The organism is Mesobacillus zeae (assembly GCF_003570705.1).
Taxonomy (GTDB): Bacteria; Bacillota; Bacilli; order Bacillales; family Cytobacillaceae; genus Mesobacillus_C; species Mesobacillus_C zeae.
Genome location: NZ_QWVT01000024.1, coordinates 239,536 through 254,770, shown reverse-complemented (window position 1 = coordinate 254,770; position 15,235 = coordinate 239,536). Strand labels below are relative to the sequence as shown.

Here is a 15,235-nt window from a genome sequence, read left to right as displayed (position 1 = left end):
ATATATTCTGGATGACCTTATAATACGATAGGGCTTTTAATTATTGGCATTTTCTAAGCGTTGTAAATCTGCATTTTCCTGACCTTACGCTACCCCTATTAAAGTTTGTATTTCTAATGCTGTTTTCTTAGTATTGCTCAATTTCAATAATATCTCCTAATTTTAAAACATGTTTTTTAGTCAAGTAATCAACAATTCGTAATTCTCTTTTTAGCTGATCGATATAATGAATATTGCCGACAAGTTTCTTCATTTCACCTTTTTGATAATAGGTGAATTGTAGAGTAATATTCTCTTCCATAGCCCTACAGATAACTTCATTAAATTCTTCATATTTTTGTTCATCCAAAACCGGTTTTTCGACTTTATCTAAACTTTCATTGTATTCCCTTAGTAATTTTACATGTTCCGGTAACATCATTGAAACCCATTTGATACGGCCTCTGTCACGAATCACCTCAAGACACCTACTTTTCCATTACATTTTGTGCGACATTATATAAAATCACTTGTCACCATTGAAATTCAAATTAATTTCTGACATTTAATATAAACTTTATCCTGCCGCGGTCCCGAATCATGCTGCCTCCTCCTTTCTCTAGCCCTTATGACCTCCGACTAGTCCGGCCCTATGCCTTGCCGTCCCTGCGCCTGTATAGGAAACAGCCCGAAGCAGCGATGCCGGGCCAAAGCGCGAGCGAATCCTGTCCATGGTATAGCCAAGTTCACGTCTTCTCCAGCCGTCGGTGTCAAAAAGGTCGATCTGGAACTGGCTGTCTTCTGTCAGGCCGCCCAGCGAAATCGAGATGCTTCGCACCGTTTTTCCTGTGTAATTTTCCGCGAGCAGCTGGAGGCAGACTTCGTACAGGTCCATCGTCACGTTCGTCGGTTTGCTGATTGTCCTCGAGCGGCTGAAGCCACCGCCCCATTCATCCTTGCTATAGCCGATGCCAAAGCTGACGGTCCGCCCTGCTTTGCCGTGATTCCTCGCCCGCCGTGACACTTCCTCGCACATCTCAAGAATGACATGCTTGATTCCTTCCTCTTCGTTGTAATCGCGAAGAAGGATCTGGCTTTTTCCGAAGCTGACCTGGCCTTCCATGATGGGAGCCCCCATCCCGGAAAAATCGATTCCCCAGGCATGATGATACAGCTGGTTGCCCATGATGCCGAATTTTTTTTCGAGGATGCCAAGATCGTAGCGGGCAAGCTGCCCAACAGTAAAGATCCCCATGCTGTTAAGTGTCTTTTCGACGCGACGCCCGATTCCCCACATATTTCGGAGCGGGGATACCGGCCATAGCTTCTCACGTACATCAGCATACGTCCATTCAGCAATTCCTTCTTTTTTTGCTTCAAGGTCGAGGCACAGTTTGGCCATCAGCATATTCGGCCCTATCCCGATTGCGCACGGCAGCTGGAATTCCCGTTCGATATCATCCTTGATTTTAGCAGCGATTTCTTTCGCGTCCCCCCACAGATGGAGTACACCGTCCACTTTGACAAAGCTTTCATCGACGCTGTACGTGTGGATATCCTCCTTAGGGACATAACGGTTGAACACCCGCGAAATTTCCGTGGCGATTCTTAAATATGCTGCCATTTTCGGATTGACAATCGTGATTCTCGGGTCATTGGGAATCTCGAAGAGCCTTGAACCAGTCTTGATGCCAAAGTCTTTTTTCAAGCGCGGTGATGCTGCCAGCACAACGCTGCCAGAGCGGTCCGTATTGCCGACGACGGCTAGATAACAGCTGAGAGGGTCAAGCCCACGCATGACAGCTGAACAGCTTGCGTAGAAACTCTTCATGTCAATGCACATGATCTTGTTTTGCGGCATATCCCTGTAGTTGAACATCTTCTTTCCTTCCTTCACCGCTGCCCTGATACTTTTCTCCGTCACTTAACACTGGCACTAATAGGAACATTCGTTCTTAATTATATTCTATCCATATGTTAAGCGAATATGCGTTCGGTTTCAATGGAAATTTTACGAACATCTTGATAAAAACAGGGTATGATGGAAATGCGGAATTTTTTTGGAATTTGTATCATGCAGGCAGGGTGGAGATTTAATGGACAGAAGCTATATAGAAAAAATGGTGCGAAAATGCTTTTTACAGTACAGCTACGAGAGGGACAGCATGCCGCTTTCCGGAGAGGATCTGGAGAAAATTTTCGGCAAAATAGAAAAGACAAGGGGCGAAGATCCTGGCGCAGACCTGATTGATATCATTAATGATGCCGTATATGAATACTTGAGCAATCAAGGGAGAAGCCGGCATCTTGGAAGGTGCCGGCTTTCGAGACTGCCGAAAAATTCAATTGCCAAACTTTAAATGGGGTTCGTTTAAATGTAGATAGGATTGTTTAGATTTTTAACAGGAAAATACGAATCCATCTCCAGTTATTAGGAATTTTTTTGCTGCAATCGTAGAAAGAATGGTCATACCGTAGATAGAATAAGCTTAACCGGGGATATCGTGCTTTCTAAAGCAAAATCCATCTCAATATCCTTTATGGAACCGGTTATAGATAGGGTTCGTCAAGTCCAATTACTGATAAAGGGGGGTAAAAGTTTATGTTTCTCTTTAATATTTTGGGAAAACCATCGCATTTTCCCCAAAAACGAACTAATTTTCAATAAAACAAAAAAGTCGCCTTTGCCCAGCTAAATTAGCTAAGCAATGACGACCTTCATTTTGCTCAATCTTACTTTCAAATCTTAAAAAAGAGCATGGAAAAGTCCGGCTCTATTTGCATTCAAAGCTCCGGAGCAACGAGCTCGACTTTGATCCGGTCAGGGTCCTCAAAGTAAACAGCATAGTGGTTCACGCCGCCCGCATAAGGATGTTTATCGGGATAAAGTATCTGCACCCCTCGCACCTTCAGCATAGCCGTCACTTTATCAACCTGCTCCCGTGACTGCGCATGGAACGCCAAATGATTGAGGCCGACTCGGCGCCGGTCGTACGGCGGATTCATGAAACGCTCATCAGCCTGTACAAAAACAAGATAGGCTGTTTCATGCCTAAAGCTGATCCCCTTGTCCCATTTTTGGTAGATCTCGTAGCCTAATTCTGTCAAAAAACCTTCCCAAAACAATGCGGTCCTCTGCAAATCAGAAACATAGAGTTCAATATGGTGAAGCATCGTATTCTCCCTCCTCTACGCTCCAGTCGTTTACTTCTGGTTAAAAGCCTTTTTTCCGATCCGTTCAAACAGACGGGGAAACAAGGCGTAAAAGGTGCTTCCGGCACTCATCCAGCCGGGCAGATTAATTTCCCTCGTCCGCGTAAGCATCCGGCTCACGACCCGCTGCGCCACATAGTCGGGCTTTAGCATGAATCGTTCGATATTTTTCACATACGTCCCTTTTTCATCAGCGATATTAAAAAAGTTGGTCGCAATAGGGCCCGGGTTGACCGAGGTAACATAAATGCCGAAGTCGGCGGTTTCCATCCGCAGGCTGTTCGTATAACCGAGGACTGCGTGCTTTGTCGCCGAATATACGCTTGATTTGGGCGTTGCAATTTTCCCTGCCTGCGAGGCAATATTGATGATATGACCGCTTCTGCGTTCTCTCATGCCTGGAAGTACCATCGACGTACAAGCCATCAGCCCAATGACATTCACGTCAAACATCGATTGAATTTCATCGATAGGTGCCTCATGCGCATGACGGAACACGCCAAACCCCGCATTGTTGACAAGAACGTCCACACGGCCGATATCCACCAGCACTTCGGCGAACACACGCTTTACTGCATCTGTATCAGATACATCAAGCAGGCGGACATTTACCTGCGCCCCGTATCTCTCCTCAAGCTCTGCCTTCAGCGCTTCCAGCTTGTCAGCGCTCCGTGCCATCAGCACCAGATTGGCACCAGAACTGGCACAAAGCCGAGCCATTTCAGCACCGATTCCGCCTGAGGCTCCCGTGATAATAATATTTTTCCCTTTCAGACGCTCCACTAACAAGTCGCTCACCTCCCCGCGGCAGAATAAAGGAAGGCCGGATCTTCCTCTTTAACGCCAATTTCATCAAGATCCAATAAATAATCAAGCTGAGCCACAGTTTCAGAAAGAGTCAGCGACATTTCTTTTTCATAGACAGACGGGAACAGGCGCCGGCAAAGTTCAAAAACAGTCAGCTCTCCCTGTTTCAATAGTTTTTTCACTGTCATTGCGCGGTCGTGCTGCCGTGCAAGCCTTTTTTCAATCAAGGCCCCCACTTGGCCAAAATCCGGTCCATGCCCCGCATGGACAAGCGAAATAGGGTACTTAGCAAGCTTGTGAAGCGATTCATTATACTGAAGCTGCGGCATTGGCCGCTCCTTTTCCCCCGGAAGCGGAGGTTCGAGCAGCGGATTCGGAGAAATTTTCGCAAGCAGCATATCCCCGCCGACCAGCACGCCATCCTGCTCGCGAAAAAGGGCAATATGTCCCTGCGCATGCCCCGGCGTTTCAATCACTTTCCACCCCTCAAGAGCAGGGGGAACATCATTTTCGAACAATTCCCCGCTAAGCCTGCGCGGTCCGCAGGAAAAAAGCAGCGTCTTTTTCATTTGGCCGACAGCTGAAGCAAAGTATTCCTCCGGCACTCCAAACTGATGAAAAAGCCCTGAAAAAAACTCGTCATGCATGGCCGTAAATTCGGGCGTCCTGTCGAGCCAGCGCTGATTCAGCGGATGCGCGTGAATTTCAAGTTCAGGAGGCAGAAAATCAAGCAGACCAACATGATCAGGATGGTGGTGCGTGAGAATGACCTGCTCAATATCCTCCGGCCGCAGCTGAAGCTCTGCCAGCTGCATCCGGAATGCTTCCCATGCTTTTTTCGTTTTAACACCTGCATCCACAAGTGTCAGCCTGTCGCCTTTTAGCAAATATGCGTGGACATCCCCCACCGAAAACGGGGTGGGAAGTGTCAGTTTTGCAATTCCATCTTTCCACTCAGTCATATTTTTGCTCCTTAGACATTATATTTCAATAAATAACTTTTTAAAAAATTAGTAAGTAAAATTAGTTTACCGTGAATATGCTCCATTGTCATTATTTTCACATAATATTTTCAGAAAAAACAAATTATTAATCTTTCGTCCCTTGACAGACAGTCTGTCCTTCCTGCATAATCACAATTAAAACAATCGATGAGTATTGCAATGACCAGGCCAGTAGACTGGAAATGGCGCAGAGAGAGCGAAGCCCGGAGGCTGAAAGGCTTCGCCGCCCTCTATCATGTCGAAACCTACCTGTGAGCTGCCAGGAAAACCTGGACGCGAGCCCGCGTTAACGGGCATATGAGCTGCACTTTTTCCTGCTGGAAAAAAGTGAATGAAGGTGGTACCACGGAAGCTAAAACCTTTCGTCCTTTTACGAGGATGAGAGGTTTTTTTATTTTTCAAAAAGGAGGCGGCAGAAGATGAAGAAGCTTGTTTTTGCAGGGGCCGGCTCAATTGCCGAAGCCCTAATATCCGGTATTACCCAAAACAGGCTGCTCCACGGCAGCCAGATTTGGGCCACGAATCGCGGAAATGGAGAAAGGCTGGACGAACTAAATCGAAAATACGGAATCCACACGACATATAACCAGGAAGAGCTCTACAGCGGGGCAGATGCTGTTATTCTTGCCATGAAGCCAAAGGACGCGGCAAATGCGCTCGGGCAAATCGGGGATTATCTCGGCAGGGAGACTCTCGTCATTTCCGTGTTGGCAGGCGTGTCGTTTCAAACGATTGAGCAGGCTTCAGGAAAACCGCTGTCCGTCATAAGGGCGATGCCGAATACATCTGCTGCCATCGGCCAGTCAGCGACAGCGCTTGCCGCCAACGCAAGAGCAGGAGTGGCAGAGAAAGAACTTGCCAAAACCCTGTTTGAAACAGTCGGAACAGCAGCCTTCGTTGCCGAGGACCAGCTCGATGCGGTCACAGGCCTTTCGGGAAGCGGCCCTGCCTATATCTATTATTTAGTAGAGGCAATGGAAAAAAGCGCGGTTGAAATTGGCCTTGACCGAACTCTGGCAAAGGAACTGATCGTCCAGACGCTGATTGGCGCAGCAGGGATGCTCTCAAAGTCAGAAAAGACACCAGAGCAGCTTCGGTATGAAGTCACAAGCCCAGGCGGGACAACAGAGGCAGGTATCGGAATACTTGAACAGCATGGAGTCCAGGAAGCATTGGTCGCCTGCATCAAGGAAGCGGCTGCCCATTCCGGAAAGATGGGCAATACCTTCTCCTGCGAGCCGAAACAAATCGGACAGCCACAGTGATCGCCAACAAGCAGCCTCAGAGAAGTCTTGTTAGTTTGGATTTTTACGTGAAGCCTGTATACTGGATATATATTTAGTAAACCGAAATAGTCAGGAGGCAGGAAGATGAAGGCAAAGCTATTTTCTCCCTATACGATCAAAAACGTTACCCTAAAAAACCGGATTGTCATGGCCCCGATGTGCATGTATTCATGTGAAAAAGAAGATGGGATGGTAACCGATTGGCATCATACCCATTATGAAAGCAGGGCTGTCGGCCAGGTTGGCCTCGTGATGCTTGAAGCAACAGCTGTTACTCCGGAAGGAAGAATTTCCACGCAGGATCTTGGAATCTGGAGCGATGATCATGTTGAAGGGCTTAGCGAGCTGACCAGGAAAATTAAAAGGCACGGCGCAAAAGCAGCCATACAGATCGCCCATGCCGGAAGAAAATCCACAGTGCCAGAGGAAATCCTTGCTCCTTCAGCTCTTGCATTCGACGAAAGCTACAAGCTGCCAAAAGCGATGAGCGCAGAAGAAGTTGAAGGAATGGTTGAGAGTTTCAGGCTGGCCGCGGACAGAGCTAAGAGGGCGGGCTTTGATATTATCGAAATCCATGCTGCCCACGGATATTTAATCAATCAATTTTTGTCGCCGCTCACTAACAGACGGGAAGATGAGTACGGAGGCTCCGAAGAAAATCGCTTCCGTTTTCTTGGGGAAGTCCTCAAAAGCGTGAGATCTGTTTGGGATGGCCCGCTGTTTGTCAGAATTTCCGCAAACGATTATCATGAAGACGGACTCACCCCCGCCGACTACAGCAGGATGGCGGAATGGATGAAGAAACTGGGAGCCGACCTAATCGATGTCAGTTCTGGCGCCGTCGTCCCGGCAAAAATCTCCGTCTATCCCGGCTACCAAGTCCGCTTTTCTGAAGAAATCAGGATGGGAGCTGACATCCCGACAGGCGCCGTTGGTTTGATTACAACTGGCATCCAGGCGGAAGAAATATTGCAAAACGATAGAGCAGACCTTATCTTCATTGCCCGTGAATTGTTGCGCGATCCGTACTGGCCAAGAACGGCAGCTAAAGAGCTCCGTGCCGAAATCGAGCCCCCAGTACAGTACAGCCGCGGCTGGATTAGATGACCAAAAAAGCAGACGGGTATTTTGCTAACGGGTTCGGTTTTGGAGTACAAAAATGTAAATAACCATTAAAAAAGAGGTGCAATTAGCACCTCTTTTGCATTTATTTTAGCAATTAAATCAGCACCTGAAATGGTTCTCGTTTGATAATCCCATTATTTCGCTAAATTGCTTCCTGAAGTTTTTCCATTACCCTTGATAAAGCTAATATTGAATTTGTTGTCTCAAATTCTCCAATATCTAAGTGATGGTTTGCATTTTGGACAACCTCTATCTTTAAATTAGAGCTACTTAATTGGTCAATCTGATTTAAATTGAAATGAGGGTCTTTATCCCCGATAATTAATAGTCCTTGATGTTCGCTGTTTAAGATTGAATCAAAAATCGAATCAAACTTTAACAATGGAGTAAGTAAAATCATTTTTGAATTTGAAAATTCATTTCTTTTCATTAGGTCATTAGCAATTGGAATTGTTCCAAGTGACTTTCCTAAAAAAATCGTCTCATTGTATTGACCGTTTTTAAGGACTTCCGAAATTACAGGGTTAATATCATCCATCATTGTTTTGGATACTTCTTCAAGAGATTTTTTCAAAAAATATTCTCCATAGGAATAATGGATATGAACAATATCAATTTTGTTTTGAAGCATTACCATAGTTGCATAATAAAATAAGGGCTTATCGTAATTGTAACCTGAACCAGAAAACATAAAGCAAATCGTTTTTGAACCCATTTCAATATGTGTATAGCTAATTGCTTTGTCGTTCGTTTGTAAATTCTTTTTATTTACTTTCATCGTTTTCCCCTCCGAATGTATTTATAATATTCTAACATAACTCACCAATTCTTTTATAAAAAAATCATCCTCTGCTATAAGGAGGATGATTTATCGGAAATATATTATATCTTTTAAGTCGAAAACCTTTTTTACAATTTTTAACCGTTGTGCAGGAGTACCAATGACTTCCTTCTTCCCTTCTTTTGTCTTATAAGGCAAACAGAAATTGTAATAAGTTCGAAGGATTGTCAAAGCCATTTGAGCATATTTCGGATTGAAATTTGAATAAATATAACTCTTCCCATCACCACGAGCCGTTGTCAGTGGTCTTTCTAAAATGGATAATCGTCTCCGAATGTGTTGGATAAATGTGTTCGTGGGGTTATCATTTACATTTAAAATAAGTCCTGCCACATCTTTTGGTTCGAGAGAAGAAAGGTCTGTGGTGCAATCAACGGAACGGAAAAGAAGTGCAGCTACTTAAAAAACGAGCCCTTGCTATTCTTCTTTATCCCCTTTAAAAGGAACATGAATTTCCATGAAGTCTTCCGCCATGATTGTCTCAGAGAATACCGTCATGGCTTCCTGCTCAAGTGTCTTCCAATCGTTCCGGTCATAGCGTGAACTGATATGCGTGAGGCATAGTTTGGCTGCGCCCGCCTCCTTTGCCGTTGATGCAGCCTGTATTGTCGTCGAATGATAGTATTCGTGGGCGAGATGCTCTTCCCCGCCTGCGAACGTAGCCTCGTGGACGAGCAAATCGGCATCCGCCGCAAGGAGACCGGCATTTTCACACTGCCTTGTATCCCCAAGGATTGCGACAGTCCTCCCTTTTTGGGCAGGGCCAAGGAAATCAGCGGGATTGAGTATTTGGCCGTTATCAAGCACAACCTCTTCCCCATCCTTTATTTTCTTATAAATAGGCCCCGGTTTGACCCCTGCCTCCTTCAGCTTATCGGCAAGGAGTGTCCCAGGACGGTCTTTCTCCATGATTCGATAGCCATATGAAGGAATGCCGTGCTCCAGCAGCCTGGCCTCAACTGTAAACTGTCCATCCTCAAAGACTTTGCCTTCTTCTATTTCCACGACTTCCAGCGGATATTTTAAATAAGTCTTGCACACATCGAGAGTCACTCGCAAATATTCCTTTAATCCTTTTGGGCCGTATACCGTCACCTTTGACGTTCCCCCCTGGAAAGAGCGGCTTGCCAGGAGACCGGGAAGCCCGTACAGATGGTCGCCATGCAGGTGTGTGATAAATACCTTTTCAATCCTGCGCGGCCTGATACCCGTATGCAATATTTGGTGCTGGGTTGCTTCGCCGCAATCAAAGAGCCAAACTTCGCCGCGTTCCTCGAGAAGCTTCAAAGCAATCGAAGTCACATTCCTCAATTTGGCAGGCACCCCCGCCCCCGTTCCCAGGAAAAATAAATCCATGATCGTATCTCCTTTTACGGTTGGTAAGAAATCTGGCACATGCCTGTCTGCAGACCGGCAGATTCACTGTTACCACTATACCATAATTTAATTTTTTCAAAAGCCGGCTGCACGGCGGAAGAACATAACTTTTATTGCGTTTGATTTGCTAATTGAGAGTGAAACCGATAAAATTTTATATTTGAACAGTGCTTTCTACATATATCTATACACTACATATAAAGAGAGGTCCTTCATTGTGACACAAAACAACAGACCAACCGCATTAATCATGATATTCGGGGCTACCGGAGACCTGGCAAGACGGAAACTGTACCCTTCCCTATATCGTCTCTTTACAAAAGGAAAGCTGGACCGCTTTGCCGTCGTCGGGGTCGCCCGCAGATCCCTGACCAACGAAGAGTTTCAGGATAATGTAAAAGAATCCATCGGCAGCCATGACCATTTAGACGAAAGTAAAATGGATGAGTTCGCTTCGAAGTTTTACTATCATTCCCACGATGTAACCGATTCAGAATCGTATTCTGTCCTTAAAGGGCTGGCTGCCGAACTTGACAGTCATTATAGGCTTGACGGAAATCGAATCTTTTACCTCGCAATGGCTCCAGAATTCTTTGGTACGATTGCAGAGCATTTGAAGAAAGACGGCCTGACCGACGTGGAAGGATTCAAAAGGCTTGTCATCGAAAAACCGTTTGGCCATGATCTCGAAAGTGCCAAAGTCCTGAACCGCCAGATCAGAAAAGCATTTCCCGAAAATGAAATCTATCGAATTGATCATTATCTTGGAAAAGAAATGGTCCAGAACATCGAAGTCATCCGGTTTGCAAACTCGATATTCGAGCCGCTGTGGAACAACCGGTTCATCTCAAATATCCAGATCACTTCAAGTGAAGTGCTCGGTGTCGAGGAGCGCGGCCGCTACTACGAAACGAGCGGAGCTCTCAGGGATATGGTCCAAAACCATATGTTGCAGATGGTGGCCCTTCTTGCGATGGAACCGCCAATCCGCCTGACAACAGAGGAAATCCGTTCCGAAAAAGTCAGGGTATTCCGGGCGCTTAGGACTGTTGAAGGAAGCGATGTAAATTCATACTTTGTCAGGGGCCAGTACGGCAAAGGGAAAATCAATGAGAGCGATGTTCCAGCCTACCGGGAGCAAGAGATGGTGGATGAAGCCTCGAACACGGAAACCTTTGTCGCAGGCAAGCTGATGATTGATAATTTCCGCTGGGCAGGCGTGCCTTTTTATATCAGGACCGGAAAAAGGATGGAAGTGAAATCAACGAAAATTGTCGTTGAGTTTAAGGAGATGCCAATGGACCTGTACAACCGTCAGGAAGGCTCTGTAAGCCCGAACCTGCTTGTGATCCATATTCAGCCGGAAGAAGGAATCACTCTTCACTTGAATGCCAAGAAAGGCCAGCACTCCGGATCAACTCCGGTGAAGCTCAGCTATGCAAACAAGGGCATCGACGGCCTGAACACGCCTGAAGCATACGAAAAGCTGCTGTACGACTGCCTGAGGGGAGATGCCACAAACTTCACCCACTGGGATGAAGTGGCGCTGTCATGGAGTTTTGTCGACAACATTTCCGAGGTATGGGAAAACGAAAAAGAAGCAAGCTTCCCTAATTACGAATCAGGATCAATGGGACCGGATGCAGCCGAACAGCTTCTTGAGAAGGACGGATTCTTCTGGTGGCCTGTCACGAACCTTGATGTAGATAAATGCTGATAAGAAAGAAGGCGAAAAAATGAAAATCCATGATATTACCGTTCCTGTCTTTGAAGGGATGCCTGTCTATAAAAACAAACCTGAAAAACAGCCATCGCTGAAGACAACAACAAACGGCCATGTTACCGAATCACGGCTTAGCATTGACGTCCATACAGGGACCCATATCGACGCTCCCCTGCATATGATCAATAACGGTGAGACGTTTGAAACAATCCCGCTTGAGAGGCTTGTGAGACAATGCAAAGTGTTCGATCTGACAGCTGCCGAAGAAAAAATAACTTTGAAGGATATCGAAAGCCTTTCAATTGAAAAAGATGATTTCATCCTATTCAAAACGAAAAACTCTTTCGATGAAGGCTTTAATTTTAACTTTATTTTTGTGGCGGAGGATGCAGCCCGCCACCTTGCGGAAAAAGGCATCAGCGGGGTGGGCATCGATGCGCTTGGCATTGAGCGGGCCCAGGAAGGCCATCCTACCCACCGTACATTGATGGGCCATGACATCATCATAATGGAAGGTCTCCATCTCAAGGACGTAGAAGCGGGAGAATACCTCATGGTAGCGGCGCCATTAAAGCTGCAGGGAACAGATGCTTCGCCTGCAAGGGTGCTTCTGATTGAAAATTTGTAACGGATATACAAAATTGCACAATAAAAAGGTCTGCCGCTGACTTTATAGCGGCAGACCTTTTTGTTATGTATTCCCTAAAATCACCTAATTCGCCACAACCATTTACAGAATATTCGCCATCATGTAATATTCATTTTATAGATAAACAGCTAGTTGCCGAAGAAGCTGCAAAGCCTAATTAAGTCGGCTTCTATGACCCGGAATTAAATAATATAAAGACTCCCGTCTTGCCAAAAACCCTCCATTCATAAAGGTTCTGCAAAAATTGGACTTTATTCATAAAAGAACACTCAAACATGACTTGATAAAGTCAGATGCTGACGAGAATATTGGGTATTATGGTTTATTAAGAAAAGATTATAAAAATATTGTATAACGAAAGGAAACAGGGCGGAGAAATATGAAAATAACACAACAATGGAATCAAGAAGATAGTGACTATATTCGAAAAAAAGTAATTGAACATAATCTCTCTAAATTACCTGATGATGTAAAACATCCTGTCAAAAATATTAGCTTTATCCTTAGAAACGAAGACGAAAAGATTTTAGGAGGCATAACAGGAACAATTTTTTGGCATAGCTTACATATTGATTTCTTTTGGGTTGATGAATCACTCAGGGGTAAAGGGTACGGGAAAGAATTATTAGAGAATATAGAGAAAATCGCGAAAGACAATTACTGCAAACTAATTCAATTGGATACATTTAGCTTCCAGGCTCCAGATTTTTATAAAAAGAACGGATATAAAGTAGTTGGTATAGTAGAAGGTCATCCCAATCAAGAAAATCAACAGTACTATTTAAAAAAGAAACTGTATTAAAACAGCCCAAAATCCGTTTTAGAAAAACGGTAAGACAGCCCTATATTGAACAACATAAAAGGATAGACAAAGCAGAAATTAATTGCTTTATCTATCCTAAGTAAACGACCTTTTCTCTATTATCAAAGATTGAAATATAATCTTTTAATAATAACACAGCAGTTTTCCCTTTATGTACATCAACCACCAAAGAATAAGTCCAGGATGTTGGAAGCCTTGGAAGCTTGCTTGTTATAAAACTCTGAATAACCACAGTCCTTACAGTACACTACAATGAACTGGTTGGTTTGGACATCAAATAATTTCGATAAACCGGTACCAGTCATAGCTACCTCTTTTTGTCCCGCATCCGTGCTTCCACATTTCATGCAGCCTTTTTCCTTCATCGTATTCCCCCCTCTTTTCACTATGGTTTATATACGATTGATCCGTCAAATGGTTTCAGAAAACAGCGGCAACAAAAAGTAAATCCACGATCAGAATCTGATTATTAGTTTACGCTATCTTTATTAAGCCACATCAATTTGGTCAACTTTATGATAAGAAAGATAGCCAATTGTTAGACCTAATAGACAAAATACAATTGGCACTCCAATGAATTGGAATAAACTAAACGAACTAGCCCCATTTGATGAAACAGTTGCGTTAATCAAAAATCCAATTAATATAGCAGCCAGACCTCCCCGGGTAAGGATGCAGTCTTTCCCTCCATCCATCTGCTTCATTTACTCTGCGTCACCTTTGGCAGTAAGGACTTTGTCTTGTTGCGCAGACTCATCCATTGACCCCTAGCCTTATATGAAATTCGTGTTCCTCAGACAGGAGGTTTGCCGCTTGCTTCCTTCAGATTCCACGTCGCCATGGACACCCTTGCATTAAGCTAACCGCTACTACTGCCTTCGCGGCTCGGGACTTGCACCCTATAGACTGCACCCATACCGGGCGCACACAAAAAAGCAGCGGACGTAAATGCGCCCGCTGCTTCTTGTGCTCTTATTTCATCCACTCTGTATGGAAAATGCCTTCCTTGTCCACACGCTGGTACGTATGGGCGCCAAAGTAGTCCCGCTGTGCCTGCAGGAGGTTCGCAGGAAGCGTTTCTGTCCGGTAGCTGTCGTAGTAAGCTAGCGCTGATGCCAGGCATGGCACGGCGATGCCGTTTAGTACTGCTGAGGATACGACTTCACGTAGCTCGTACTGATATCCCTCAACGATTTCTTTGAAGTACGGGTCAAGAAGCAGGTTTTTCAGCCCAGCCTCTTTGTCATAAGCCTCTTTGATTTTTTGGAGGAATTGGGCCCTGATGATACAGCCGCCGCGGAAAATCATCGCGATGTCTCCGTATTTCAGATCCCAGCCATATTCCTCGGAAGCTGCTCTCATCTGGGCAAATCCTTGCGCATAGGAACAGATTTTGCTCATATACAGAGCTTTTCTTACCGATTCAATGAATGCTTCACGGTCGCCAGAGAACGGCTGTGCATCTGGTCCCCTCAGTACCTTGCTCGCATGGATACGCTCATCCTTCATAGCCGAGATAAACCGGGCAAAAACTGATTCTGTGATCAGCGGCAGCGGAACCCCTAGGTCAAGGGCGCTTTGGCTCGTCCACTTTCCGGTGCCCTTCTGGCCCGCTGTATCTAAGATAAGGTCAACAAGCGGTTTGCCTGTTTCTTCATCGATCTTTGTGAAAATATCGGCAGTGATTTCAATCAGATAGCTGTCCAGCTCGCCTTTGTTCCAGTCGGCGAATACACTATGAAGTTCTTCTGCATTCAGTCCAAGAACATTTTTCAAGAGGAAGTAAGCTTCAGAAATCAGCTGCATGTCCCCGTATTCAATCCCGTTATGTACCATTTTCACATAATGTCCTGCCCCATCCGGTCCGATATAGGTCGTGCAAGGTTCACCATCAACCTGTGCAGAAATATCCTTGAAAATCGGTGCGACAAGTTCATAGGCTTCTTTCTGTCCGCCCGGCATAATAGATGGGCCTTTCAAAGCGCCTTCTTCGCCTCCGGAAACGCCTGTTCCGATAAAATGGAAGCCAAGCTCGCTTAGTTCCCGGTTTCTTCTTTGAGTATCCGCAAAGAAAGTGTTCCCGCCGTCGATCAGGATATCGCCTTTTTCAATGTACGGCTTTAGCTGTTCAATCGTTGCATCCGTTGGACCGCCAGCTTTTACCATCAACATGATTTTGCGCGGCACTTCAAGAGAGTTGACGAACTCTTCCACTGAAAAAGTTCCGAAAATGTTTTTACCTTCTGATTCTCTCAGCATTTCATCCGTCTTTTCGCGCGAACGGTTGTATACCGAAACGGAATACCCTTTGCTTTCCATATTCCAGGCCAGGTTTTTTCCCATTACTGCCAGGCCGATGACTCCAATCTGTTGCTTTTTCATAATCGATACGTCCCTTCTATTGAATC

General features: G+C 45.2%; 15 protein-coding genes, 2 pseudogenes and 1 other annotated feature. Of the genes and pseudogenes, 6 read left to right on the top strand and 11 right to left on the bottom strand.

Going from position 1 to position 15,235, the window contains the following annotated elements:
- Positions 1-127: 127 nt before the first annotated feature.
- Positions 128-457, bottom strand: a complete 330-nt coding sequence (locus D1970_RS15345) for a YolD-like family protein (protein ID WP_119113740.1) — start codon at positions 455-457, stop codon at positions 128-130.
- Between the two features lie 141 nt (positions 458-598).
- A complete protein-coding gene (locus D1970_RS15340; protein ID WP_119113739.1) occupies positions 599-1,858 on the bottom strand; it encodes a Y-family DNA polymerase in 1,260 nt (419 codons plus the stop codon).
- 217 nt (positions 1,859-2,075) lie between these two features.
- On the opposite strand from D1970_RS15340, the gene D1970_RS15335 reads away from it, so the two are divergent.
- A complete protein-coding gene (locus tag D1970_RS15335; protein WP_119113738.1) occupies positions 2,076-2,339 on the top strand; it encodes a YqzH family protein in 264 nt (87 codons plus the stop codon).
- Positions 2,340-2,763: 424 nt separating this feature from the next.
- On the opposite strand, the gene D1970_RS15330 is transcribed toward D1970_RS15335, so the two are convergent.
- From D1970_RS15330 to D1970_RS15320, 3 genes are read right to left on the bottom strand one after another with little or no spacing between them, the layout of a single operon-like run.
- Entirely contained in the window at positions 2,764-3,153 is a 390-nt protein-coding gene (locus D1970_RS15330) for a VOC family protein (protein ID WP_119113737.1), read from the bottom strand.
- 30 nt (positions 3,154-3,183) lie between these two features.
- Positions 3,184-3,975: an SDR family NAD(P)-dependent oxidoreductase gene (locus tag D1970_RS15325; protein ID WP_119113758.1), complete on the bottom strand. Its 792-nt coding sequence runs from the start codon at positions 3,973-3,975 to the stop codon at positions 3,184-3,186.
- 11 nt (positions 3,976-3,986) lie between these two features.
- A complete protein-coding gene (locus D1970_RS15320) occupies positions 3,987-4,961 on the bottom strand; it encodes an MBL fold metallo-hydrolase (protein ID WP_119113736.1) in 975 nt (324 codons plus the stop codon).
- Positions 4,962-5,153: 192 nt separating this feature from the next.
- Positions 5,154-5,376: a binding site (T-box leader), on the top strand.
- Between the two features lie 46 nt (positions 5,377-5,422).
- Here D1970_RS15320 and proC point away from each other — a divergent pair.
- Together proC and namA are read left to right on the top strand one after the other, a co-directional pair.
- Complete coding sequence (gene proC, locus D1970_RS15315; protein WP_119113735.1) at positions 5,423-6,268, top strand: pyrroline-5-carboxylate reductase; 846 nt, start codon at positions 5,423-5,425, stop codon at positions 6,266-6,268.
- A gap of 105 nt (positions 6,269-6,373) precedes the next feature.
- On the top strand, positions 6,374-7,396 hold the full coding sequence (gene namA / locus D1970_RS15310; protein WP_119113734.1) for an NADPH dehydrogenase NamA: 1,023 nt from the start codon (positions 6,374-6,376) through the stop codon (positions 7,394-7,396).
- A 160-nt stretch (positions 7,397-7,556) separates the two neighbouring features.
- Here the strand turns inward: namA and D1970_RS15305 are convergent, their stop codons facing one another.
- From D1970_RS15305 to rnz, 3 genes and pseudogenes are all read right to left on the bottom strand, one after another.
- The gene (locus tag D1970_RS15305) at positions 7,557-8,192 is read right to left on the bottom strand and encodes an alpha/beta hydrolase (RefSeq protein ID WP_119113733.1); all 636 of its coding nucleotides are present in this window, start codon (positions 8,190-8,192) and stop codon (positions 7,557-7,559) included.
- Between the two features lie 90 nt (positions 8,193-8,282).
- Positions 8,283-8,639, bottom strand: a pseudogene (locus D1970_RS23075) (insertion element protein); the annotation flags it as partial.
- Positions 8,640-8,672: 33 nt separating this feature from the next.
- Complete coding sequence (gene rnz / locus D1970_RS15295) at positions 8,673-9,611, bottom strand: ribonuclease Z (RefSeq protein ID WP_119113732.1); 939 nt, start codon at positions 9,609-9,611, stop codon at positions 8,673-8,675.
- A gap of 238 nt (positions 9,612-9,849) precedes the next feature.
- Here rnz and zwf point away from each other — a divergent pair, with 238 nt between their 5' ends.
- From zwf to D1970_RS15280, 3 genes are all read left to right on the top strand, one after another.
- Positions 9,850-11,349, top strand: a complete 1,500-nt coding sequence (gene zwf / locus D1970_RS15290; protein WP_119113731.1) for a glucose-6-phosphate dehydrogenase — start codon at positions 9,850-9,852, stop codon at positions 11,347-11,349.
- A 19-nt stretch (positions 11,350-11,368) separates the two neighbouring features.
- Positions 11,369-11,983 (top strand): cyclase family protein, encoded by a 615-nt coding sequence (locus D1970_RS15285; RefSeq protein WP_119113730.1) that lies wholly within the window; start codon positions 11,369-11,371, stop codon positions 11,981-11,983.
- Between the two features lie 400 nt (positions 11,984-12,383).
- Positions 12,384-12,806 (top strand): GNAT family N-acetyltransferase, encoded by a 423-nt coding sequence (locus tag D1970_RS15280; protein ID WP_119113729.1) that lies wholly within the window; start codon positions 12,384-12,386, stop codon positions 12,804-12,806.
- A gap of 179 nt (positions 12,807-12,985) precedes the next feature.
- Here D1970_RS15280 and D1970_RS15275 read toward each other — a convergent pair whose 3' ends face one another.
- The 3 genes and pseudogenes from D1970_RS15275 to gnd all read right to left on the bottom strand — a co-directional run bounded on the left by D1970_RS15275 (position 12,986) and on the right by gnd (position 15,209).
- On the bottom strand, positions 12,986-13,192 hold the full coding sequence (locus D1970_RS15275) for a zinc ribbon domain-containing protein (protein ID WP_119113728.1): 207 nt from the start codon (positions 13,190-13,192) through the stop codon (positions 12,986-12,988).
- Between the two features lie 123 nt (positions 13,193-13,315).
- Positions 13,316-13,480, bottom strand: a pseudogene (locus D1970_RS15270) (ABC transporter permease); the annotation flags it as partial.
- A gap of 319 nt (positions 13,481-13,799) precedes the next feature.
- Positions 13,800-15,209, bottom strand: coding sequence for an NADP-dependent phosphogluconate dehydrogenase (gnd, locus tag D1970_RS15265; RefSeq protein WP_119113727.1), 1,410 nt, complete (start codon positions 15,207-15,209; stop codon positions 13,800-13,802).
- Positions 15,210-15,235 lie beyond the last annotated feature (26 nt).